This window comes from Streptomyces sp. NPDC051104, assembly GCF_040682835.1.
In the GTDB taxonomy this organism is placed as follows: Bacteria; Actinomycetota; Actinomycetes; order Streptomycetales; family Streptomycetaceae; genus Streptomyces; species Streptomyces cynarae.
The window spans coordinates 82738-105465 of the sequence record NZ_JBFBBS010000024.1 but is presented as its reverse complement, the minus strand read 5'-3'; the positions used below and the strand labels follow the sequence as shown (position 1 = coordinate 105465).

At 68.8% G+C, this 22728-nt stretch carries 26 protein-coding genes; 23 read left to right on the top strand and 3 right to left on the bottom strand.

Features of this window, described 5'->3' with window-relative positions; all coding sequences use genetic code 11:
* Positions 1-226: 226 nt before the first annotated feature.
* The 8 genes from AB0N14_RS27400 to AB0N14_RS27365 all read left to right on the top strand — a co-directional run bounded on the left by AB0N14_RS27400 (position 227) and on the right by AB0N14_RS27365 (position 9371).
* Positions 227-637: a hypothetical protein gene (locus AB0N14_RS27400; protein WP_366028368.1), complete on the top strand. Its 411-nt coding sequence runs from the start codon at positions 227-229 to the stop codon at positions 635-637.
* A 1-nt stretch (position 638) separates the two neighbouring features.
* Positions 639-1103 carry a hypothetical protein gene (locus AB0N14_RS27395; protein ID WP_366028367.1) on the top strand — a complete coding sequence of 155 codons (465 nt, stop codon included), beginning with the start codon at positions 639-641 and terminating at the stop codon, positions 1101-1103.
* Between the two features lie 124 nt (positions 1104-1227).
* On the top strand, positions 1228-1782 hold the full coding sequence (locus AB0N14_RS27390) for a hypothetical protein (protein WP_366028366.1): 555 nt from the start codon (positions 1228-1230) through the stop codon (positions 1780-1782).
* A gap of 26 nt (positions 1783-1808) precedes the next feature.
* Positions 1809-2036, top strand: a complete 228-nt coding sequence (locus AB0N14_RS27385; RefSeq protein ID WP_366028365.1) for a hypothetical protein — start codon at positions 1809-1811, stop codon at positions 2034-2036.
* A gap of 65 nt (positions 2037-2101) precedes the next feature.
* A complete protein-coding gene (locus AB0N14_RS27380; protein WP_366028364.1) occupies positions 2102-6556 on the top strand; it encodes a hypothetical protein in 4455 nt (1484 codons plus the stop codon).
* On the top strand, positions 6556-7878 hold the full coding sequence (locus AB0N14_RS27375; RefSeq protein ID WP_366028363.1) for a hypothetical protein: 1323 nt from the start codon (positions 6556-6558) through the stop codon (positions 7876-7878). The genes AB0N14_RS27380 and AB0N14_RS27375 overlap by 1 nt, the downstream gene beginning before the upstream one ends.
* Positions 7879-7910: 32 nt before the next feature.
* Entirely contained in the window at positions 7911-8918 is a 1008-nt protein-coding gene (locus AB0N14_RS27370; protein ID WP_366028362.1) for a hypothetical protein, read from the top strand.
* Positions 8919-9371: a hypothetical protein gene (locus AB0N14_RS27365; protein WP_366028360.1), complete on the top strand. Its 453-nt coding sequence runs from the start codon at positions 8919-8921 to the stop codon at positions 9369-9371. It begins immediately after the preceding gene.
* Positions 9372-9471: 100 nt separating this feature from the next.
* On the opposite strand, the gene AB0N14_RS27360 is transcribed toward AB0N14_RS27365, so the two are convergent.
* Entirely contained in the window at positions 9472-10893 is a 1422-nt protein-coding gene (locus tag AB0N14_RS27360; RefSeq protein WP_366028359.1) for a VanZ family protein, read from the bottom strand.
* Between the two features lie 80 nt (positions 10894-10973).
* Positions 10974-11390 carry a hypothetical protein gene (locus AB0N14_RS27355; protein ID WP_366028358.1) on the bottom strand — a complete coding sequence of 139 codons (417 nt, stop codon included), beginning with the start codon at positions 11388-11390 and terminating at the stop codon, positions 10974-10976.
* Positions 11391-11724: 334 nt separating this feature from the next.
* Between AB0N14_RS27355 and AB0N14_RS27350 the strand changes: the two genes are divergently transcribed.
* The 8 genes from AB0N14_RS27350 to AB0N14_RS27315 all read left to right on the top strand — a co-directional run bounded on the left by AB0N14_RS27350 (position 11725) and on the right by AB0N14_RS27315 (position 16439).
* Positions 11725-12447 carry a hypothetical protein gene (locus AB0N14_RS27350; RefSeq protein WP_366028357.1) on the top strand — a complete coding sequence of 241 codons (723 nt, stop codon included), beginning with the start codon at positions 11725-11727 and terminating at the stop codon, positions 12445-12447.
* Between the two features lie 218 nt (positions 12448-12665).
* Positions 12666-13457, top strand: a complete 792-nt coding sequence (locus AB0N14_RS27345; protein WP_366028356.1) for a hypothetical protein — start codon at positions 12666-12668, stop codon at positions 13455-13457.
* A 32-nt stretch (positions 13458-13489) separates the two neighbouring features.
* Positions 13490-13840, top strand: coding sequence for a hypothetical protein (locus AB0N14_RS27340; RefSeq protein WP_366028355.1), 351 nt, complete (start codon positions 13490-13492; stop codon positions 13838-13840).
* 66 nt (positions 13841-13906) lie between these two features.
* The gene (locus AB0N14_RS27335; RefSeq protein ID WP_366028354.1) at positions 13907-14833 is read left to right on the top strand and encodes a peptidoglycan-binding protein; all 927 of its coding nucleotides are present in this window, start codon (positions 13907-13909) and stop codon (positions 14831-14833) included.
* A gap of 14 nt (positions 14834-14847) precedes the next feature.
* Entirely contained in the window at positions 14848-15108 is a 261-nt protein-coding gene (locus AB0N14_RS27330) for a hypothetical protein (protein ID WP_366028353.1), read from the top strand.
* A gap of 7 nt (positions 15109-15115) precedes the next feature.
* The gene (locus AB0N14_RS27325; RefSeq protein ID WP_366028352.1) at positions 15116-15523 is read left to right on the top strand and encodes a hypothetical protein; all 408 of its coding nucleotides are present in this window, start codon (positions 15116-15118) and stop codon (positions 15521-15523) included.
* Positions 15524-15603: 80 nt separating this feature from the next.
* On the top strand, positions 15604-15939 hold the full coding sequence (locus AB0N14_RS27320) for a hypothetical protein (protein ID WP_366028351.1): 336 nt from the start codon (positions 15604-15606) through the stop codon (positions 15937-15939).
* Between the two features lie 74 nt (positions 15940-16013).
* Positions 16014-16439, top strand: coding sequence for a hypothetical protein (locus AB0N14_RS27315; RefSeq protein WP_366028350.1), 426 nt, complete (start codon positions 16014-16016; stop codon positions 16437-16439).
* Positions 16440-16850: 411 nt separating this feature from the next.
* Here the strand turns inward: AB0N14_RS27315 and AB0N14_RS27310 are convergent, their stop codons facing one another.
* Complete coding sequence (locus AB0N14_RS27310; protein WP_366028349.1) at positions 16851-16973, bottom strand: hypothetical protein; 123 nt, start codon at positions 16971-16973, stop codon at positions 16851-16853.
* Between the two features lie 142 nt (positions 16974-17115).
* On the opposite strand from AB0N14_RS27310, the gene AB0N14_RS27305 reads away from it, so the two are divergent.
* The 7 genes from AB0N14_RS27305 to AB0N14_RS27275 all read left to right on the top strand — a co-directional run bounded on the left by AB0N14_RS27305 (position 17116) and on the right by AB0N14_RS27275 (position 22291).
* Positions 17116-17328 (top strand): hypothetical protein, encoded by a 213-nt coding sequence (locus AB0N14_RS27305; RefSeq protein WP_366028348.1) that lies wholly within the window; start codon positions 17116-17118, stop codon positions 17326-17328.
* Positions 17329-17418: 90 nt separating this feature from the next.
* Positions 17419-18663, top strand: a complete 1245-nt coding sequence (locus AB0N14_RS27300) for a helix-turn-helix transcriptional regulator (protein ID WP_366028347.1) — start codon at positions 17419-17421, stop codon at positions 18661-18663.
* 294 nt (positions 18664-18957) lie between these two features.
* The gene (locus AB0N14_RS27295; protein ID WP_366028346.1) at positions 18958-19359 is read left to right on the top strand and encodes a hypothetical protein; all 402 of its coding nucleotides are present in this window, start codon (positions 18958-18960) and stop codon (positions 19357-19359) included.
* On the top strand, positions 19356-20246 hold the full coding sequence (locus AB0N14_RS27290) for a DUF6415 family natural product biosynthesis protein (protein WP_366028345.1): 891 nt from the start codon (positions 19356-19358) through the stop codon (positions 20244-20246). The genes AB0N14_RS27295 and AB0N14_RS27290 overlap by 4 nt, the downstream gene beginning before the upstream one ends.
* Positions 20247-20286: 40 nt before the next feature.
* Positions 20287-20805 carry an ATP-binding protein gene (locus tag AB0N14_RS27285; protein ID WP_366028343.1) on the top strand — a complete coding sequence of 173 codons (519 nt, stop codon included), beginning with the start codon at positions 20287-20289 and terminating at the stop codon, positions 20803-20805.
* 278 nt (positions 20806-21083) lie between these two features.
* Entirely contained in the window at positions 21084-21269 is a 186-nt protein-coding gene (locus tag AB0N14_RS27280; RefSeq protein ID WP_366028342.1) for a hypothetical protein, read from the top strand.
* 215 nt (positions 21270-21484) lie between these two features.
* Entirely contained in the window at positions 21485-22291 is an 807-nt protein-coding gene (locus AB0N14_RS27275; protein ID WP_366028341.1) for an aminoglycoside phosphotransferase, read from the top strand.
* The last annotated feature ends 437 nt before the right edge of the window (positions 22292-22728 follow it).

The window sequence follows — 22728 nt, the reverse complement described above, 5'->3', positions numbered from 1 at the left end:
CTCTGGCGCCGACGCCACCAGGCCCGAGCCCGCCGCAGCCACTACCAACGCCAAGCCACCCAGCAGCCATAAAGATCACATCTCCGGCTGGAGTACTAGGGCGAACAATTTTCTGGCTCGCGCGCTCCGCCTGGGCCGCTAAAAGGAAGAGAATCTGGCAGTCCGGATGCATCAAGGCTGGACCACGCCTACGGTAGCAATGAGGCTGCCCGGTTGGGAGCAAGGTATGGCCATCTTCTGGGGAACGCCACAGAAAGCAAGGGTGTCCCTCTTTACCATCGGTGCGGTGACGTTTGCGGCTACCGCGCTTTCCTGGCCGCTCATCACAGGAGTGATGGGGGATAAAACCCCCTCCAAAATATATGGAAGTGTTGAATGTATCCTTGCTGGCATCCTTGTCGCGGTCGCTGGAATTATGGATTTGGTGACCAGTCGAGATGTTAGGACGCCCGATAGTCGAAACTTTATGGTTGTTTTCACCTTCCTTTTGGTGTTCCTGTCTCTCGGCTACAGTGTGCGGCTGATCAAGTATGCGGAGGTTGGACCGCCTACAGAATATGTGTGGATGACAGTGATAATTTCCCTCATCCTTGCGGCTTGTGGGTCGTATGCTGTATGGATCGGTGCAGGTGGGTGACATGTTTGCTGAGATCACGTGGGCGCTGATCGCTAGTGCCGTGGTCACCTTCTGCCTCCTTGTTCGTATGCAGCGAAACGAACGGAAGCACCGTTCAAGCAAAACTGAATCGGGGGGGGCGGATGAAAGAACTGGCGTCACCTCCAGCGATGAGCGTCTGAAGCAACTCCTTATCGATAGGCTAGAGCGCGAGGGGCCGATAACGGCTCAAGTTACATTTACTTTGGGTGAGGCCCGAACCGATCCTGCAACGGAGCGGGAGGTTCGGCTAGCTGCCCAGGATCTCGGTTTTGCAGATGCGGCGGTACGACCCGAGGAAAATGACGAGACCGAGGGAAAGGCGCGCAGGGGGAGGGCCAAGATCCAGCCTGAAAAGGGCCGAGGTTCTGGCGCAGCCTCCCGGGCTCACCGCGTGAAGCCCGCCGGACGGCGTCTGACCGGCAAAGATCGTTCGGACGACGAGTAAGGCCGCTGTTCCACTTGACGACCTCGTGCCCCCAGCCCGCGCCTCGATGAGGCGTACGCCGCTACTCTTGCCCGGCACGCCGCTGGTGTTAGGCCGGGCGTAGCGCGGGAGATAGGGCACACCCGTGGCAACACGCGACTTCACAGTCCGCACAGAGAACCACGTCGCGAACCTGGGCGAGCTGGGCAAGCTCGAATTCGTACCCGAGGTCTTCGGGGATGAGTTCCTGGATGGCTACAGCAAGGTCCAGGACGCGCAGAAGGCGCTCGGCGAGGAGACCGACCTGACGAAGATGGACCCGGCCGTGCTGCGCGGTGTGTACGGGTCCATGCGCGAGTTCCTCGCGAGCCTGATGACCTCCGAGTCGGCCGACCGCTTCCTGCGGTTCGAGGTCATCAAGGGCGGCAAGCCTGTGGCGCACTTCCGAACCCGGGCGGAGGCCGACGAGCACGCCGCCGAGCTGACCGGCACGGTCCGCGTGGAGGACAAGAGCATGCGGCTCCCGGACCGGGTCCTGATGGAGCTGCTGGAGTGGACGACCGAGCTGTACGGGGGCGGCGACCGCCCTACTACACCGTCCAGCGGATCCTCGCGAGCGTCGCGGAGGGCTGGGACGCCTGGGAAGGGCAGCTCGCGCTCCAAGGGGTCGACCTCCACCGCTGGACGCTCCGCACGCTGATCAACGCGGCGGAGCAGGCGATGTACATGAGCGCTGAGGACGAGACGGAGCGGAAGCGGATCGAGGCCCGGCTGTACGCGGTGCCGGTTGAGCTGCGACGGCCCCGCAGGGCTGCCCGCGCCCGCCAGCCTCAGCAGTCCCAGCAGCCACCCGAGCAGCCCGCTCGGCCTCCCCGGGCGGTGATGACGATGGCGGACGCGCAGGCCCTGATGGCGCAGTGGGGCGCGACGGACGCCCAGCTCGGGACGGGGTGAAGCGGCTAATCTGAGATCGCCGCTGGTTTTGGGCCGGGCAACCGCACGAGCTGTGAGGTTGCCCGGTGGCCGGCGAAGACGTCGATTTCGGCTCGGCGCACATCACCATCGACATCAACGATGGGAACGCGGACGCCGAGTCCCGCGCTGCTGGTATCCGCATTCAACGCGCCCTGCTGCGGGCGACGCGGAGCATCGGCGACCAGATGCGTCGCCAGATCCAGCGGGGACTGGCCGAGCGGGCGGTCACTGTCCGGGTCGAGCCGGACCTGCGGCGGTTCGACGCGCAGTTGCTGGCAGGGTTCCGGTCGCTGTCGTCCATCAACATCCCGGTCGCGCCCGACGTCACCGGGTTCGAGGAGCGGCTGCGGGCGCTCCTGGCGGACATTGAGATCCCGATCCGGGTCGTCCCAGACCTGGACGAGTTCGACCGCCGCATCCAGGCGCACAACGCCCCTGACGTCCGGGTCAACGCGAACGTCAACGTCGACAACAACCGGCTGACCCGGGCCCTGGCCGGGCTCGCCGGTGCCGCCGGCCGGGTCGGCAAAGTCCTCACGACCGGCCTCAAGTTCGGCGCCTACGGCATCGCCGCGGCGGGCGCAGCGGCGGGCGTCGCGAAGCTGGTCGCGGCGCTCGCCCCGGCGGCTGGGCTGATCGCTGCGGGCCCGGCGGCGATCGCCGGGTTCCAGACCGCGCTGGGCACACTGAAGCTGGCGCTGCTCGGCGTCTCGGATGCCTTCCAGGCGGCGCTGACCGGCGACGCCAAGGCCTTCGAGAAGTCCCTGGCCAACCTGTCGCCGAAGGCACAGGCGGCGGCAAGAGAAGTCCGGGCCCTGAAGCCCGCGTTCGACTCGCTGAAGAACAGCGTCCAGGACGCGTTCTTCGTTCAGTTCCAGGGCCAGATCACCGCCACCGCCAATGCGCTGAACGGGCCGCTGAAAACCGGGCTGACGTCGATCTCCCGGGAGTGGGGCGCGGCGGCGCGCGGGGTCCTCTCCTACGTCCAGAGTTCGCAGGGCGTCAGCAACGTCCGGTCGGTCCTGACGGGCACGACGTCCGCCGTCGCGGGCCTGGCGCAGACCACGAACGGCATCACGGCCGGACTGCTGCAGGTCGCGGGTGTCATCGCCGAGCGGTTCGGACCCCAGCTCGGCGCCGCGATCTCGAACGTCGGCCAGCGGGCCGGCGAGATGCTGCAGAACTTCGCCCAGGGCGGGACCGCGGTCCGTTGGGTCGACAACGCGCTGATCGTCCTGCAGCAGCTCGCCGGCATCGCGCGGAACGTCGGCAGCATCCTCGCCAACGTCTGGCAGGCCGCCAACGTCAACGGCGGCGGAGTCCTGGCGAACATCCAGAAGATCACCGGATCGTTCGCCGCCTTCGCGTCGTCTGCGGCCGGGCAGGCGGCGATCGGGAACATCTTCAAGACGGTCGCGCAGATTGCGGCGCAGCTGGGCCCGATCCTGTCCGCGCTGGTCACGCAGGTCGGAGCCATCGCGCCTGCCCTGGGCCCGGTCTTCGTCGCCCTGGGTCCGGCGATTACCGGGCTGATCAACGCGCTGGGGCCTGCTCTGGCGCAGATCGCTCCCGTTCTGCAGCAGGTGGCGGCCGGGGTGGCGCAGGCCTTCGCCGCCATCGGCCCGTCGCTGGGGCCGGTCGGTGCCGCGCTCGCGCAAGTCCTGTCCGCGCTGACGCCGATCCTTCCACTGGTCGGTCAGCTGGTGGCCGTCGTCGCGGGCGCCCTGGCCCCGGCGCTGAGCCTGCTGGCCGGGCTGTTCGCGCCGATCATCCAGGCCCTGGTCGGCGCCCTGGCGCCGGTGCTGCCGCAGATCGCTCAGGCGTTCACGCTGCTGGTCCAGGCGCTGACGCCGCTCGCGACCAGCGTCGGCCAGGCCCTCGGTCAGCTGCTGTCCGGGCTGACCCCGGTGCTCTCCGCCTTGGCCGGCGCCCTGGTCCAAGTCGCCGCGGCCGTAGCGCCGGTGATCACGGCGCTGGTCAACGCCCTGATGCCGTCGTTGCCCGCGCTGGTCTCAGCGTTCACGGCGATGGTCCAGGCGGTCATCCCGCTCCTGCCGTCCCTGGCCGGGCTGGTCGCCGCCGTCGCGCCGCTCGCCGTCCTGCTGATCCGGATCCTGGCGCCGATCGTGCAGATCGCCGCTGCGTTCGCGTCGTGGCTGACGATCAACGCCGTCGTGCCGATCATTCAGGGCGTCGTCGCCGTCCTGACCGGGCTGATCACCGGAGTGACGGCCGTCGTCTCGTTCATCGCCCAGCTGCCAGGGCTGATCCTCGCGGGTCTGTCGGCGCTGGGCTCGCTGCTGGCCACGTTCTTCACCAGCCTGTTCACGACCATCGGCCAGTACGTGGTGTCCGGCTTCCAGACGGTCGTCGGGTTCTTCGCCCAGCTGCCAGGGTTGATCGCGGCCGGGCTGGCGGCGCTGCCGGGGCTGCTGCTGAACGCGTTCACCAGCGCCGTCGCCTACGTGGCGATCGGCCTGCTGACGGTGCTCGCCGGCATCGTCTTCACCTTCACCGAGCTGCCAGGGCGGATCGCCAGCGCACTGGTCTCGCTGGGTTCCACCCTGCTCAGCGCCTTCCAGTCCGGGTTCAACACCGCCACCGCGGCGATCTCGTCGTTTCTGTCGTCTGCGGCGTCGTTCTTCTCCCAGCTCCCCGGCCGGATCGGCTCCGCTCTGGCCGCCTTGCCAGGCCAGGTCTCCAGCCTGTTCCGGTCGGCCGGTTCCTCGGCGCTGAGCGCGGCCAGCTCCGCTGGATCGTCGGTGGTCTCGTTCTTCTCCGGGCTGCCTGGCCGGATCGGCAGCGCGGTGTCGTCCGTGGGCTCCCGGATCTCCGGCGCGTTCCACTCGGCTGCCGGGGCCGCCAGGAGCGCCGTGTCCAGCCTGATCTCGGGCGTCGTGTCGCTGTTCTCCGGTCTGGGCTCACGCATCGTGAGCGCGATCGGGAACGTCGGCGGCCAGATCATGAGCAAGATCAAGAGCGGGCTGCCGTCCTCGGTGCGGAAGTATCTGCCCTTCGCCTCGGGCGGCATCGTCTACGGGCCGACCCACGCTCTGATCGGCGAGGCCGGGCCCGAGGTCGTCATCCCACTCACGCGGCCAAAGCGGGCGGCCGAACTGGCGGCCCGTTCCGGCCTGCTCGACATGCTCGGAGTCGGCCAGGCCCGCACCCTCGCCGCGACCGCGACGACCGCCGCGGCGGGCAGCTCGGCTGCCAGCGGGGCGCTGTCCAGCCTGAGCAGCGCGCTCGCCGGGGTTGCGAATCTGCTGAACAACGTGGGTGCCCAGGTCGTGCAAGGCATGGTCGACGGCATCCGCCAGAATGCCGGGCTGATTGTGACGGCCGCGCAGGACATGGCCGGCACGGCGGTCACCGCGGCGGAGGACGCCCTCGGCATCGCCTCGCCCAGCAAGGTTTTCGCGAAGATCGGTCAGCTGGTCGGCGCGGGCTTCGTGAAGGGCTTGACCGGCACGGCCGCGCAGATCAAGTCCACGACGGACAGCATGATCAAGGCGATCACCGACGCCTTCAAGGGCCAGAAGACACGGGTCAATGACCGGCTGGTGGCGCTGCTCAACTCGGGCAACAAGCGGCTGCAGACGCTCGCCGCGCAGCGCGACGCCCTGGTGCAGCGGATCGCTGACGCGCAGAAGTTCGCCGCCGACACGACGGACGCGGCCCTGTCGGCGTTTTCGCTGCAGAACCTGACGCAGGGCTCCGACAAGGTGACCGCTAAGGGGCTGGAGGCTGGCCTGCAGGACGCGGTGAACCGGGTCAGGACGTTCACGAGCCAGATCAACGACCTGGCGAAGCGTGGGCTGAGCAAGAGCCTGCTGCAGCAGATCATCGGTGTCGGCCCCGAGCAGGACGCCAGCATCGCCGCCGCGCTGTCGGCCGCCACCAGGGCCCAACTGGAACGGCTGAACGGCCTGCAGGCCCAGCTTTCGCAGGCCACCGGCACGCTCGGCACGACCAGCGCGGACGTGCTCTACGACGCCGGTGTGCAGGCCGGAAAGGGCTTCTTGACTGGCCTGAAGGGTCAGCAGCGGGCCATCGAGAAGCTGATGTTGGACATTGCGAAGGACATGCAGTCCGCGATCCGGACCGCGCTGAAGATCCACAGCCCGAGCCGCGTGTTCATGAAGATCGGTGACCTGACCGGCCTCGGCCTGCACATCGGCTTCCTGCGGCGTCTGGCCGGGCTCCAAGTGGCGAGCCGGGCGGCGGCCCGGGACCTGGCGGACGGTGTGGCCGCGCAGCTCATCGGGATCGGCGGGCGCGGCACGGACGGCGTGGTGATCCCGCTGACCCGCGCGCAGCGCGTCCGTCAGGCCGCGGCCGACGGCTCCAAGGACGACGCCGCCCGGGGCGGCCGTGCCGCAGCCGGGGGCGGGCTGCACATGACCAACAACTGGACGATCCACGAGGCGGGCGACGGGCACATGACGGCGCACCGCGTGCTGAACCGCCTCGTCCTCGCGGCGGGAGTGCTGGGCTGATGGCGGCCGAGTGGTACATGCAATACGGCGGCGTCGAGCTGGTGAACCACGCCCGGTTGAACCAGTACCTGGAGACGGTCGGGTCGCCGCTTGACGGGTACAGCGGCTGCGGCTGCCCGACGTTCGGCGCGGAGGTCCTCGAGGAACTGCCGTACACCACGCCCGGCGACCCGGCGAGCCCGGCGCCGTGGTACGACCCCGACGTGCCCGAGAGCGCGGAGTTCGCCGGGCTGATGGTGTTGGATGTGGCCGGCCTGGACGACTACCCGGTGCAGAGGTCGGTGGCGGGCGGCATCGCCGGGGGCGGTTCGATCGGGCCCGCTCGGGCCCTGCCGCGCACGATCACCGTGACTGCTCTCGTCCTCGGCTCCACCTGCTGCGGCGTGGACTACGGGCTGCACTGGATGGCGCAGGTCCTGCAGGGCTGCGCAGGCGGCGACTGCGATGGTGACTGCCTGGTCGTCTACAACTGCTGCCCCGGCGAGGACCAGACCCCGGCAGAGTTCAACGCGAAGCACCGGCGCACCCTGCGCCGTGTCGCCCTGGTTGAAGGCCCTCGGGTGACCGCCCGCGCCGGCAACGGCTGCGGCACCGGTACCTGTCAGATCGGGGCCGACATCCTCACCGTGGAGTTCGTGGTGACAGCCGCCGTGCCGTGGCTGTGGACCGATCCCACACCGGTGCTGGAAGTGGTCCCGCCGATGGACTTGGACGGCTCCTGCGTGAACTGGTGCGTGCACCCGGCCGGATCGACCGAGCAGTGCCCGGGCGGCTGCCGCTTCGCTGCCTGTCCGGACCCGACGGCCGCCTGCTCGGACCCTCGTTGCACGCCGGCCGTGCCGCTGCTGCCCGGGGCGCCTCTCAACACGTGCTTCTGCCTGCCGCTGGCCGTCGAGCGCACCTGCTACACGATGGACCTGACCAGCCGCCCCGCCTGGTCCTCGGACGCGCCGGTCATCACGGTCCGCGCGGGAGCGAGCGACCTGCGGAACCTGACGATCGAGGTCTACGAGCACAGCGACGACGGCCTGACATGCGATGAAACCGCCGACTTCCAGCGGTGCGACCTGCACTCGTTCTGGCATGTGGCCTTTGTCCCGGCCGGTGGCGCGGTGACGCTGGACGGGCAGACGGGCCGGGCCATCGTCGAGTGCGGTGGGGTGTGCGAGAGTTCCCCGGACGTCTACGGCCAGGACGGCATGCCGCCGACGTACAAGGCCCTGGAGTGCGGGACCTTTTGCGTCTGCCTGTCGACGGACATCGAAAGTCCCCCGGCCCTTGACTCGATGGTCACCCTCAGCGTCTCGGGGCGGGGGCTGTAATGGCGGTCGCCGGATGTGGAACGCACTCGGCCGTGGTTCTGGACAGGAGCGGCGCTACCGTCGCCGTGGCCGACGTGCTGGTGGAAGTCGAGTGGAACAGGGTTCTGGACGGCACAAGTTCGGCTCGGGCCGTCATCCAGCCTGGCGGTGACTGCTGCAACCGGCTCGGCCGGATCGGCTCGTGGCGCAACCGCCTGGTGCTGTTCCGCGACGACCAGTACGTGTGGGACGGGCCGATCACCGACGTCACATGGTCCCTGGGACAGGTCGAGCTGACCGCTGAGGACATCCTCGTCTGGCTCGACAACCGCGTCCCCCACCAAGACCAGACGTTCACGAACGTCGACCTCATGGACATCGCGGCCTGGCTGATCGAAGACGGCTACGCCCCCGACGACCCCGGCCACACAGTCGAGGTCATCGGCCGAGCCGGCATCAACGGGTCGCGGTCCTACAGCGCCAACATCGGCCAGACCGGCGACCACCTCCGCCAGCTCGCGGAGGCCGGGCTCGACTACACGGCGATCGGGTCGAAGATCCTGCTGATCCCGGAGACGCACCTCGTCAGCGTTGGCCGTCTGTCGGACGCCGACATGCCTGACGGCCTGGAGGTCAGCGAGGACGGCAAGAGTCTCGTGACGCGGTGGATCGTCGCGGGCAGCGAGTCGAGCGGCGTCATCGGCACGGACGGCGGGACCGATCCGTACTATGGCCTCCACGAGCGGTACGTCGAACAGTCCGAGATCAGCGATGCGACCTCGGCGACGGAGGCCGCGAAGGCGCGCCGCCGGGCGTCAGCGACGGTGCCAGTGTTCATCGACACCCAGCAGGTCACCATCAGCCCGCTCGCGGCAATCGACGTTCCGAGCCTCGTACCGGGTTGGTGCCTGGACATCACCAGCGCTTCGACGTGCCGCACGGTGTCCCAGCGGCTGAAGATTACCGGCGTGAAGGTCACGGAGAACGGCGGAGACGAGAACACGCCGGGCGCGGAGAGCGTGCAGGTACAGGTGGCGGCGACCGGAGCGGAGACGGCATAGATGGCCATGCGTGGATCACCGGCCCGGCGCATCGTCGGCAACCCGCTCGGCGGGGTGCTGCGCAACCTCGACCAGCGGGCCCGCATCGCCGGCCGGACCAGGGTCAGCAGCGGCCCCCGCGAGGAGGACACAGCACCGTACGAGGCGACGCCCGCCCCTGCGGCCGTGGCAGCCCCTGGCGTGCCTGCGGCGGCCGTGCTCCTCACCGGCGAGGACGGGCGGGCACGGTGGAGGTTCCCGGCCGCGTACGGCGCTCCTCCGGTCGTCTCCGCGGTCGCCGTCGACCCTGCCCCCGACGAGGACGACCGTACGGTCCTCGTTGCCCTGGAGGAGGTCACCGCCTGGTGCGCCGTCGTGCGGGTGTGGCGGTCGCGGCCGAGGCGCGGTCGAGGGGTCGCCGAGCCCGCGGGGCCGGGCGTTCGCGTGCATGTGATGGCGATGGCGGGCCTGTGAGAAACGGGGCCGCAGGGATGTGGCTCGAAGGGCAGGGGTAGACCATGTCCTTCGAGGTGAGTCGGAGGACACGGTCCGAGTAAGAGGTGGGAAGTACAGGTCAACCCTTCACGGGTGCATCGGTGCCGTCATAAACCTGCCCGTTCACCGAGTCCACCCGCCACATCTCCGCCTCGCTTGGCTCCTGCGATCCGGAGCCCGCATTCCCCTTGCTCATTGACACGTTCACGAGCCACTCAGACCGCCACGTTCCTTGCCTCTCAACGGCCTTCAGTGTGAACGCCTTAACCTGGTACTTCGATTCAATCTGGGCCTTGCCCAGATCCCTTCCCCCGTTGGCCCTGTACTGCGCGAACAACCCTTGCCGCACAGCTTGCTCCGCATCGCCGGCGTCCAGTTTGGCCTTCTCCAGCTTGAGGCGCGTCGGACCGAGGGTCACGTCCACCTGGGATATGTGTCCGGCTCTGTCGACCTGCACGTCCAGCATTTTGGGCATCAGCACGTTGCCCTGGAGCCAGCGCCAGCTGGTCATCCAACCCAGTTCTGCCTTCTCTCCAACCGGATAGGTCCGGTGGGTGTTCGCACCCTTCGCCCATGGGTAGTGCTCGCCAATGTACGACTGTGCGATCCGGTACGCCTCCTGCTCCGTGGAGGGCGCCTTGGCCCCTGCCACGGGGTACCCCATAACACTGGGGCGGTCGCTGTCTTCCAAGAGCACGTTCAGATGCTTCTTGTCCGGCCACGACAGGCTGCCGTTGCTGAACGCTTCCCCTTGTCCCTTGTCCCTGCTCAGCAGGGTGAAGATGACATTCGTACACCGCGCTCCCACACACGGCTGCTCGTAGACCCGTCCCAGCTCGTAGCGGTCACCGAACGCCTCGTTCACCGCTTGTTCGACGGCATGGCGCTCCGGAGAGCCGGCGGCCGACAGGCCGGTTCCGTCCACATGCGTAAAGCTCAGCATCGGACGCGCCACGCCGGAGCCCAAGATCAGCAGCACGGCAGAGGTAATGAGCGATGCCTTGGCGCCAGCCTTCCAGTCGAGCTCCTTGCGCCTGGCGAGTGCCCCTGCGGCGGCAGCGAGTCCGACAAGGCCGCCGAGGATGTTCATCTCTGCGTCCGCGCTGTCACATACACGCCCGAGGCCGCTCACCGTTGCCTGGGTGAACTCGATGGCCAAGGGCAGTGCGATCACGCCGACGAGGACGAGTAGCAGTCGGCGCAGCGCCAGAAGGGCGAAGAGACCAAGCGGCACCGTCATGGCGATATTCCACAAACCTTGCGTGCTGTGGAAGGGCTCGGCCAGATTGTGGTTGATGACGCACTGGCGGCTGGCCGGACCGCTGCCCATGAAAGTGACGCCAAGTATGCCGGCGAGCGTGAAGAAGAGCCCGCCCCACCACACGCCGTAGGGATTGCCGAGGCGGCGGGCGAGCAACCACGCCGCGCCGCCCAGAACGAGGGCGGTCAGCGTGCATGCGGCCAGGTAGCCGTAGTGGTTCTGGAAGATCGCGGTAAACACGGGGGGTCCTTGCCGGTGTCAGGGCATGGCAGCAAACATGGGCCCCGCCCTGGTGGACGGAGCCCATCGTGCTGATTGTCTCAGCAGTGCGCGGTCGGCGTCTGGTAGGTGCCGCCGCTGTAGTTCAGGACGCCGATGCTGTCGTAGCACATGTAGCTCCCGGACTTGCTCCAGGACTTCTGCACAGTCTGGCCAGAGCTGATGTTGAAGTAGGAGGAGTAAGTGGTGGAGCCGGACATGCTGTAGCCGAGGCGGACGCTGACGGTGGATCCACCCGTCTTGGAGTAGGTAGTCCACAGGGTGGTCGGGGAGTTGCCGTCCTTCTTGTGGACCAGGACCCCGTTCGACAGAGAGGTGCACCGCTCGATGGGCAGACCGGACGCGGTGTATCCGGAGGAATCGCAGGAGACGGCGGCCGAGGCGGCAGGCGCACTGAACAGGACGGAACCGGCCGCGATGGCGCAAGCGATAACCGCAGCGTTGGTCTTGGTACGCATGGAACCCCCATTTAGACGCGAGCATGACAGGCGCTCCCGTGAAGATCACCGGAAGCGCGAAGAGATCAAAACATGTTCTTACACAAACGTGAAGATCATTTGAGGTTCCCTTGAGGTGTGCTTGGTGTAAATCCAGACAGCCGGAGTCCCTGTTGTCGTGGTCTACGTTTCGGTTCAAAGCGCGCGTTGGGTGTCTGGCGCGGGATGGGTGTGATCGTTACGTGAAGCAGTTCCGGGTCAAGTCACCGCGGAAGCCGCGCAGTCGACGCAACACCTAACATGGCTGGTAGTCGCTGGTTTTGGGCCGGGCTCCCTTCGCTGAGAGGTGAAGCCGGTGGCTTCAGTTTGCGTGGACAGCGACTACTTCCAGATCGGGGAGGACGGGCGGCTGACTCTGATCCCCGGGCATCAAGGCCTCCGGGACATCGTGTTGTTCAGAGGCCCCGGTACCTACTCGTTCCGCAAGGGGGATTACCCCTGGCTGGCGCGCGTGCGCGTGCGCGTCCAGGCGGCCGGCGGAGGAGCAGCGGGCGCCCAGGCCGCCGCGGGCGAACTGGTGGCCCAACCAGGTGCGGCTGCGGGAGGGTACTCCGAATCGCTTCACGATGTCTCCGAACTGGGCACCGTGGAGACCGTCGTTGTCGGCGCGGGCGGGGCGCCGGGTGGGCCCACCTCGGACGGCACCGCGGGAGGCGGCAGCTCCTTCGGCGGCCTGGTCACCGCGAACGGTGGTGCGGGAGGCCCGGCCCTCATGAACTCCGGAAACTTCGCGCAGTGCTTCTCCGGGGTCGCCGGCCCGCTCGCTGGTGCCGGGCAGGTCGCCATGGGGGGCGGTGCGGGAGGCGGCTGCATCCGGCTGTCCGGCACCCAGGGCCTGGCGGGGGAGGGTGGAGAGTCGTTCCTCGGACACGGCGGCTACCAAAGGGCGGCGACCGGAGCGGGTGGCGGCGCACGCGGGTACGGCGGCGGAGCTGCTGGCGGGTTCGCCCGCGATGGCGGCACCGCGAACGGAACCATCGGCGGCGACGGCATCGTAATCGTCGAGCTGCACGGCTGACCCGGACACTGTCCGTGCATGTAAGAAGCCCTGCTCCTGGAGTGTCCGGACACAGGGTCGTCGTGCTGTCCGGACACTGTCCGACCGAGTGTCCGGACGGGGCGCGCGGCTAGACTCGATCGTGCGCCGCTGGTTGTGGGCCGGGCCAAGAGAAACCCCCTTGGAAGGTGGGCACCTTGGCCAGATGCGGATGCAGCGGCGGACAATGCAACTGCTCGGTGACCGCCGGCGACAACGTGACGATCAGCGGCTCTGGCAACTCCACGAACCCCTATGTCGTGTCGGCAACCCTCGGCTGCGACGACGTACGGCCGTGCCTGTCCGGCGGGAGCGGAATCGGCTACGACCCGGCAACCGGTGTCATCACCGCCAAGGTGTCCGGACAGACCGGGAACAACCTCACCGTCCGCCCCGACGGGTCCCTGTTCGTGCCGACCGGCGCCGCCACCGTGAGCACTGGATGCGGCCTGACCGGTAACGGCGCCGCCAGCACGCCTCTGCGGGCCAACACGGGGACATGGCCGTATCCCTGTGACGCGACCACCCGCGGCGGTGTCGTCGTCTGTGACAGCAACGGAGTGCTCCGGTCGGAGCCGCGTGGAATGGCCACGTTCAACAACTACTTCGAGAACCGGACTTACAACAACGTTCCGGTCCCGACGGGGGCCGTGGACGCCGTAGACAACTACAACGTCACGATCACGAACCCTGACCCCTGCCGCCCGGCGCTGGTCGTCGTTGAGCAGGAAGTCGACATCTGGCTCGTCGTGCCGGCGGGCGGGGCGGCGGCCACGGGGTTCGCCGGGGACGAGATGCAGTATCTCCGTAACACCGGCAGCTCCACTATGAGCAGCGTCCACACCCAGCACACGAAGGTCCTGTCACCGGGCACGATCCCCGCCGCGGGCACCATGTCGGTCGGTTACGGAGCGGGCGCTGGGCGCGGTGGTGGCGGCGCCTACTACTACGCCATCTACTTCACTCTCCGAACCCTCCTGATCAGCTTGTGAGGCGCGCCGTGCTCGATTCCCTTGCTCTTCCGTTGCCAGGCGATGCCGACGACGAGCCCGCCCCGAAGCCCACGACGCACTGGGCGGTTTACGAGGACGGGGCACTCGGCGAGATCACCGTGACCGGCGACAAGCCGCCCGTTCTCTCCCGGCCCGGCAGGCTAGTCACTCAAGTCGAGTATCAGGCGCTCCTGACACAGATGACGGCGCTCCAGGACGCGCGCCTGGCGCAGCTGCGCGCGGACGAGACCGCCCAGCAACTGGCGGCGTTCAGCGACCTCCTCAAGGCCGGTCTCTCCGAGGCCACAGCCCGGAGCCTGTCCGGCTACCTCGGAGCTGCCCTGTCGGCCGACGCCTCGGCCTTGTCGGACGCCGGGGGCTAGACTCCTGCTGTAGCCGCTGGTTCTGGGCCGGGCGCTCATCTTGAGCGAGCTTGCCCGGAGGCACCGGTGAAGTTCATTCCTCGCGAGGACTGGGGCGCTCCAGCTTCCTCTCCGGCCGCCTACCTGGCGTCCGCACACGGCGTGAAGATTCACTACTTGGGGACGCCGTACACCAGCCGCACGCACTCCCTGTGTGACGACTACGTGCGTTCCATCCGCGCCTCACACCTGGCCAACACCAAGGAAAACTACGTCGACATCGCGTACACGGCGCTCGTGTGCGAGCACGGCGCGGTGTTCGAGGGGCGCGGCCTGCACAAGAGGTGCGGCGCGAACGGCAACCAGGAGCTCAACCGGCGTGACTACGCCGTGTGCGCCCTGCTCGGCGACGGCCTGACAAAGCCGACCGACGCGATGCTGAACGGGCTTCGGGACGCGATCGAGTGGCTGCGGCGCAGCGGCGATGCCGGCGACTGGATCGGCGGCCACCGCGACGGCTACCCGACCGACTGCCCTGGCGATGCACTGTACGCGTGGGTGCAGCACGGGGCACCGCGGCCCTCGAGCCCCAGCGACCCGGACCCGGATGACGTCTACACGGTGCGCGAGCACGACACCCTGTCGGCGATCGCCAGCCGCCTGAACGTCGACTGGCGCGACCTCGCCCAGGTCAACGGGATCTGGCCGCCGTACACGATCTACCCGGGGCAGAAGCTCCACGTCCCCGAGAAGCACGACCCGGTGATCCCGCCGTTCCCGGGCGCGTCCGCGTTCGTACTCGGCAAGGCGAACCCGGCCGTGCTGGAGTTGGACGACTGCCTGATCCGAAAGGGCTGGACGCGGCACAACGACGGCAACGGCTACCAGCGCGGGGCGGTGTTCACCGAGTACACCCGCCTGAACGTGGCCGACTTCCAGCGGTCCAAGGCCGAACTGCGGGGCGACCCCGACGGCTACCCAGGCCCGCTGACCTGGCAGCTCCTCCACTCCTGAAAGGCGACCGGACCATGTCCAACAGCTTCCAACTGCCTGACGGCGGCCAGATCCTGCGCACCGCCGAGACGTACGCCAAGGACCTGTTCGAGCGGGTCGTCACGTCCGCTGCCTACGGCTTCGTCGCCGCCTTCGTCCCGGCCGAGGCCACCGACGCGAGCATGTGGTACGCCGCCGGCGGCGCCGGGATCGGCGCGGCCATGGCCCTCGTGAAGGGCATGGTCGCCCGCGCCTTCGGTGACCCGAACTCCGCCAGCCTCTCCAGGAAGGTCTAGCAGGACGATGGAAGCAACCGGCATCCCCGCCCTCGACGCCGCACTCGTCTGGGGAGGGGCGATCTCCGTCCTCGGAGGAGTGGGCACCGTCGCGTGGAGGATCGTCCGGGCTTCCACTCACCTCGGGGGCCGGGCCACCCAGTTCTTCGACGACTGGTACGGCGAAGAGGGGCGTCCCGGCGTTCCGTCCCGGCCCGGCGTCATGGAACGTGTCGCCGGCATCGAAAACCGGCTCAGCCGCGTCGAGCACGAGCTGTACCCGAACAGCGGCGGCAGCCTCCGGGACGCGGTAGACCTGGCGAACCAGCGGCTGGCCCGCCTGTGCCCGGACCCCGATCCGGACTGCGCCGACCCGGCCGAGGTGCCGCCGGACGGCCAGTCGTCTCCGCCGCCGGGCCATCCGCCCGGCCACTGATCGAACGCCCCCCCTAGCTCCGGGGGCGGGCGTTCCCGTTTGTGGCATCCTTTGCCGCCGCTCGAAACGGAAGGTGCCTGATGACGACCCTTCACCTGACGCAGCAGGACATGGCCGCCGTGTCGTCCGGAGCTGACGGCGCGTGGCTGATCGACCTGACGAAGGCCGGGGAGGAGACCGTGGTCGCCGCGGCGGCGCGGCTGCTCGAACTCAACCAGGTGCCGCCCGAGCAGCGGCGCGCGGCCTGGCTGCGGCAGCTCCCGAACGAGGACCTGGTGCAGCTCGCGACCGCGCGGCTCGGCGCTCCCGACGCGGAGGTCATGACGGAGGTCGTGCGCCGCATGCAGGAGCTGACCCAGGGCATCGGCCCGGTCCTCGGGTCGATGCGAAACGTCGGAATCCTGCCCACCCCCTGAGAGCTGCTGCCACACTGCCATTTAGGCCCCGCTGCAGACCCCCGTCAGCGGGGCCGCTTCCATCGAGGAGCATCGTGTCCGATCTGCAGGACCTCGACGCCCTGCTTGCCTCCCTGCCGAAGCCGAGTCTCGCCGAACAGCTCGCCGAGCTTGAGGCGGCCCGGCGCGCAGCCGCAGAGGCGCCGCCGCCGGAGCCGACCATCATCCCGCCGTTCGTCTCCCCGTATCCGCTGCACCACCCCAGGGCCGGACTGCTGCGGTTCCCGTGTGCGCTGAACTGCGGTTGGTCCCACGAGGAGTGGCCGGCCGCCGAGCCGTTCGAGCTGCCGCCGATTCCGGTGACTGCCGACGGCGCCGAGTGCTCTCGCATCTTGAGCGAGCACGCGACGGCGCGCGAGGACGAGCGGAAGCGGCGGATCGAGGAGGCGATCCGCCGTCACTTCGCCGAGGCGCACGCGGGCCAGGAGCCGCCCGCGCGGACAGACTGGAGGACACCGTGAGGCCGTACACGAGAGCCAACCGCCGCCCGTACCCGAACCCGGAGCGTGCGGCGAGCCAGATCCGCCGCGTCGCGTACGCCGAGCCGTGCCCGGTGTGTCGGCACCCGTGGAACCGGCATTCGCTCCACGACGGCCAGCGGGTGTGCACGCGCGGACGCGACGACGGGCCGATCTCCTGCCGGGATTGTGCCGAGACAGCCGCGCGCATGCCAGCGGCATTCGCCTTCGCCGAGTTCGCGCGGGTGTGGAACACGCGGCCGCCGCGGCTGCCCGCGCTCAAGATGGCGTCCTCGCTGGTCGGGGCCGATGTCGGAGGGCGCCGCTAGGCTCGGAGCGTCCAATGTAGGTGCTGCCCTACTCGGTGAGTCCGTGTCCCACCCGACTTCGGGTGGGGCACGCTCGCGTTTGGGATCAGGCGGCCTTGATCATGTCGTCTCTCGACACCTCCGCCCACAGCTCCAACAGAGACCGGTAGGTCTCGGCGCGCTGCTCGCTGGCGGGCTCGTCCATAAGGCTGCGGATACGGTCGTTCACCTGCTTTACCGCAGGCGTCACCTGGCCGTGAGGCCGGTCAGGGCGGGGCATACCTCCACAGTACGGTGCGGCACTGACATCGAACCTGCACAGCCCGTTCTATTCTGTTCGAGAGCTGCGGAGCGAGAGAACGGACACCGACATGAGCGCGCCCACCGGCATTGAGCTGGGGAACTACCCGTCGCCCGTGTGCGGTGGAGGGGAAGAGGGCCTGTGCGCCCGGTGCTCCGAAAAGTGCAAGCGGTACGGCTCGGGCGCGAACCCTCTCTGCCGTGACTGCTTCGCCGTCGTCGCCGCGAAGTGGGGGCCGAACGTCCGCCAGCAGGGCGTCAACGTCCAGGCACCCGTGGGCTGATAGAACAGCGCCCCTACCGCGCTCGGGGCAGCGGCAGGGGCGCCGTTCGGAGTAGCGTTCTGAGTGTCTAGGTCAGAACGGAGCACCAGTATGCCCCTAAGTAGCGACGAGCACATCGGCACTCGCGTCCGGATCGCCCGCAATGCGGCGGGTATGACCCAGGTTCAGCTGGCTGACTTCCTGGGCCGCACGGAAGCATGGGTGCAAAACGTTGAGTCGGGCCGTCAGCCGCTCGACCGATACTCCGTCATCAGCGCGATCGCCGACCAGTGCGACGTCGATGTTGTCTGGCTCCTCGGCCAGCCCTACCGGCTGCAGAGCGCTGGCGGTTCCCTCGCGCACGCCCACGTCCCCGCCCTGCGCACCGGTATGCGCCGGGCGGGCCTGATCCTGTCCGGCCATCCGGGTCTCGCCCCGCAGGGCGCGCCGGTCGACCTGACCACCCTTCGCGAGCGGTCGGTGCAGGCCAACACCGCGCGGCAGGCAGCCGACCTGCCGAAGGTCGCGCGGATACTGCCCGTGATGGTCGAGGACCTGAACACGGCACTGCTCGTCGCAGAAGGCTCCGACCGGGAAGAGGCGCTGCGGCTCCTGGCCGATGCCGCCCGCACCGCCCGGATGTGCCTGAACCAGCTGGGATACCCAGACCTGGCATGGGTGGCGGCCGAAGTCGCAGCCGGCGCGGCGACGCAGCTGGACGACCCGATCGTCAAGGGTGCGGTGGCCTGGGACCGGTGCGGCGCTCTGCTGCACCAGGCGAGCCTGAACGAGACCGTGGCCGTGGCGGACGCCGCGCTGCGCGACCTGGAGCCGTACGCGACCGGTGCCCAGGCCGACGACAAGGCGGTGTCGCTGCGCGGAGCGTTGCACCTTCGGGCGGCCATCGCCAACGCGCGCGGCAACCGGAAGGCCGACGCCTGGGCGCGGATCGACGCCGCGCTCGAGGACGCCAACCGGCTCGGGCCGTCCTGGTACGACGTCGAGCAGCAGACCGTGTTCGGGCGAGGCACCGTGGCGGTGCACGCGGCCGAGGCCGGTGTGGAGGTCGACCAGCCCGACACCGGCTTGAAGAAGGTGCCTGGCGCCGACATCAACGAGGTGCCGTCCAAGGAGCGTCGGACGCACTTCGCGATCGACAAGGCGCGCGCGATGCATCGGATGGGCCGTCACGCCTCAGCCGTGGTGAAGCTGCGCGAGGCCGCCGCCGCAGCCCCGTACTACGTGTACGCCGACCCGATGTCTCGTGCGCTCGTCGGCGACCTGGCGCGGGTCGGCGTGCCGTCGCAGGCGTCCGCCCTGTCGGGGCTGATCCGGAACATGGAACTCGTCAGCTGACCGGCGTGAACTCCCCCTGCATAAGCGCCCCCTAGAAAAACTAGGGGGCGTCGCCGTGCGTGCACGCAACGCTGGATGGGTCACTGACCGCATTTGAGTGATCACCAGGGGGTATCGGCGATGGAGCCGATCAACACCCGTGACCCGAGCGCTGCCGGACGCGCGTACCTCGCGCTGGAGTGGCCGTTACGACTCGGGCACCGTTTCAGGCCCCGGCAGGGCTGTACGTGCGGCAAGAACGACTGCGGGAATCCCGGCGCGCACCCCTCAGTGAGCCCGTCGCCGCTGCTGCAGATGGATTCTCTGGCCGGCGCCCTGGAGACGTCGCCGGGAGCGTCGCTCATCGCCGCCACCACCCACTTCGACGCCGTGGTCCTGCCGCGCGCCATCGGCCTGCACGCCATGGTCCTGCTGGACGGCCGAACCGGCGTCCCCTGCCTCATGCAGGGCGACACGACCGTGCTCCTGGTCCTCCCTGCCACGGGCCGGTACTGCCTCGTCCACGCCGACGTCGAGTTGCGGTCCGGTGAGGACGGCTGGGTGGCGCTGCCGCCGAGCAACGGCGTGCGGTGGGACACGCCGCCATGGATCGAGGCCACCGGCGACCCCCGCAAGCTGATGCACGGCGAGGACGTCGGCGAGGTCCTGCGGCAGTGCTTCAACTACGTCAACGCCCCGGCGGAGGTGGCGCAGTGACGTACCGGCTGCTCGACCCGCCGAGCGAGGCGGTCGCGGAGTGGCTGTCGTCGGCCGCTCTCCAGGACGCTGAGACAGCCCGCCGCGAATGGGAGTCGGACGGCATGACCGTCCTGCAGTGCGGGAGCCTGTTCACCGCGATCCGCGTGCCGCTGGACGTAGTGGAGGCCGCGGCAGGGGAGTTCACGCTGCCCAACGAACTGGACGCCTACCTCGCCGACGCCCTGCTCGGGGCGCCGGTCATCCGCTGCACCCACGGGCGTCGGCTCTACGTCCTGTGCGACCCGAGCACGGTCAAGGACTGGAGAGTTCCCGGGACGGAGTGCCTGGGCAAGGGGTACGAACTGGGCGTGCCCCGACCCGACCTCATCGGGTATCCGGGCCGCACCAGCTCGTACTGGGCGGTGCCCATCTCCCAGCCCGGAAATCTTGGCAGTGGCGCGGCGGTCTCCCAGCTCGTCCTGCACGGCCGGTTCGCGGTGGCGCGCGAGTTCCCGAACCCGGACCACGAGCCGCCCAGGAAGACGGCCGTCGACCTCGACGGTATGCGCAAGGCGCAAGAAGAGATCCTGGACCTGACCCGGGGGATGCCCGGCTTGGTGCCGCCTAGGGCGAAGCTGGAGCCGGCCGTCGCGGAGCTGCAGGTGTACGTCGAGGACCTGGTCCGCGAGGTCGAGGCGGGCACCGAGACGGAAGAGGACTCGGCCGGCCAGGAGACCACGAAGTGGCTCATCGGCCGCATAAGGAAGAACCTCGCGGCCGAACTGCCGCCCGGCGACCGGGAGGCCGCCTTGCAGGCCGAAGACCTCGCTCTGTGCTGCCGTACGCTCACCGCCGTCTACCTTCGGCAGCAGGGCGCTTCCGACCGGGGGGCGTCCGGTGACTGACACGTTGAGACGAGGTCCCCGCCCGCGTCGCCGCTTCCTGATGGCGCCCGGTGATGAATCGGTGCTGTCGACCAGCCTGCCGCGAGTGTCCGCATCGGTGCCAACCTGTCGTCATCTGGTCCGCGAAACCTTGACCGACTGGAAGCTACCGGAGGCGGTGGACGCGGCCGAGCTGGTCGTCTCCGAGCTGGCCTCCAACGCCGTGCGGCACGCCCGCCATGGGGAATTCCGGTTGAAGCTGCAGCGCCTCGACGGCGGACGCGTCCGGGTAGCGGTGATCGACAAGAGCCGGACGCTGCCGGTGATGTGCACCGCGGCCGCCGACGACGTCGGCGGCCGGGGCCTGGCGCTGGTCGATGCGCTCTCGCACGCCTGGGGAGCTGAGCGCCTGCCCTGGGGTAAGCGGGTCTGGGCTGATGTGCCCCCGGGCGACGAGCCTGCCGCCGACTCGGATCAGTCCCGGAGGTTCGCTACCCCGACGGCGCAGATCATCTACGTGCTCGTCCTCCTGGCGATCGCCATCTGGCTCGGCGTACGGATCGCCCACGGACAGCCGTGACGCAGGCATGGATATCGGGCGAGTGCTGGCGCTGCGACAGCAGTGGCGTCCCGGTGATCTGGGTCGGACCTGCCCAGTGGTGCGGCCAGCACGCCCCCATCTACCTCTGCGCCCGCTGCCTTGCTGTAGCCGAAGCCCGGATCCGGCAGCACTTCCTCGAACGCCAACCGGACCCCGAGGCGGTCACTGACCGTCAGTTCCCCGTGTCCGCTACAGCTCCACCAGAAGGGAATGCCATGCAACCACGACCGAATCACGTCCCGAAGCAGCCTGTCTCCATGGTCTCGGTCAGCTTCACCGGGCTGGGTGTTCGCGCCCAGGTCGACGGCCGGAACGGCCGAGAGGCTTGGCGACTTCTTCGCCGCCGGCACCCGCGCCTGGCCCGGTTCGCCGTCATCTACGTGGCCGGCCTCGTCGGGCTCGCCGTCTGGAGCATCGCTCAGCTCCTGCCGCGGCTGCTGTAGCACCCCGACGCGAACGCCGGATTCCAGGAATCCGGTGCGAACGCCCGGTTTGTGGCGAAAGTCGGCGGTGTCTAGGAATCTAGAGCAGCCACCCCCCACCCGATTCCAAAGGGAGACCAGGGACTTGACCCTCTTTCCCGCTTTACTGCCCCGGCCCAGCGAGCCGGGGCAGCGCCGTGCCAGACCCATCGCTCACCGAGGAATCACCGGGTGCCATGCTTCGTATCGACTTCGCTCAGCTGCCGGACACCGTCCGCCAGGCGGTCGCCAACTTGACCGGGCCTATCCGGTCGACCCAGACGAGGAGCAGCGACGGCCTCTCTGCTCTCGCCGCCGTCCTCCACACACAGTCAGGGACCTACCTGGTCAAGGGCACCCCGCTCGACCAGCCCGAAGCCCACGCCCAGCAGCTGGAGGTGAGGCTCAACCCGTATCTGCCCGCGTCGTGTCCGCGTCTGGTCTGGCACGTGGAAGTAGGCGGGTGGACGCTGCTCGGCTACGAGGCCATTCAGGGCCGCCAAGCCGACTACAAGGCGCCCGAGGACCTGCGCCTGGTGCTCGCCGCCATGGAGGAGCTGCAGGGCATCCAGGCGCCCCTCATTGCCGACTTGCAGACTGTCCCGGACCGGTGGGGCCAGTACGCCGACGACGGGCAAAGGCGACTGTTCGCTGGTAACGCCCTGCTGCGCATGGACTGGGCGCCGGACAACGTCCTGATCGCCGACGGCCGGGCGCACCTCGTCCACTGGGCGTGGGCCACACGCGGCGCCGGGTGGATCGACCCGTACATGCTGGCGCTGCGGCTGCTGGAGGCCGGCCACACCTCGAAGCAGGCCGTGGACTACGTACGCAGAGTGCGGTCATGGCGCGAAGGCAACCCCGCCGCCATCCGTGCATTTTCGGCCGCCGCCGCACGTGCGTGGTACGACATTGCGAGCGAGGAGCCGGTCAGTTGGAAGGTCGACATGACCGGGCACGCCGCTGAGCTGCGGGCCTTCCTTACTCTGGAGTCAGGCACGTAGGAGCGCTGACCGAATGTGACCGCCTGTGGCCAGAAACGGCGTCCCTCGTTCGGGTGACTAACGGGAGTTGCACGCATTCATCTAGTCACGGTGGTCACTTCAGGGTTAAATGACATCTCTGTTTCGGCCACAAGGCCCTGGCAGACGGTCAGGCTGCCGCGCTCTAGCGAGTGCGGCGGAGCGGTCGCGTCCATACTCCGCAAAGTTGGGCAGGGACCGCAGGTGAGCCCGGCGGCGACAGATGCCGCCGGGCTCACTGTGTTATACGGCCGGTAAAGGCTTTCTGTATGCGCTTCGGCGCATATTTTTGGCGCGCTCTCGCGCCAGCGGCGACACCCGTGTTCGTTGACCGCGACCTGCCCACCACGTCCCCGGTCGACCACAAGCCCCGACGAGCCCCGCCCGAACCGGGCCACCCGGCGCGTCGTACAGCGCGC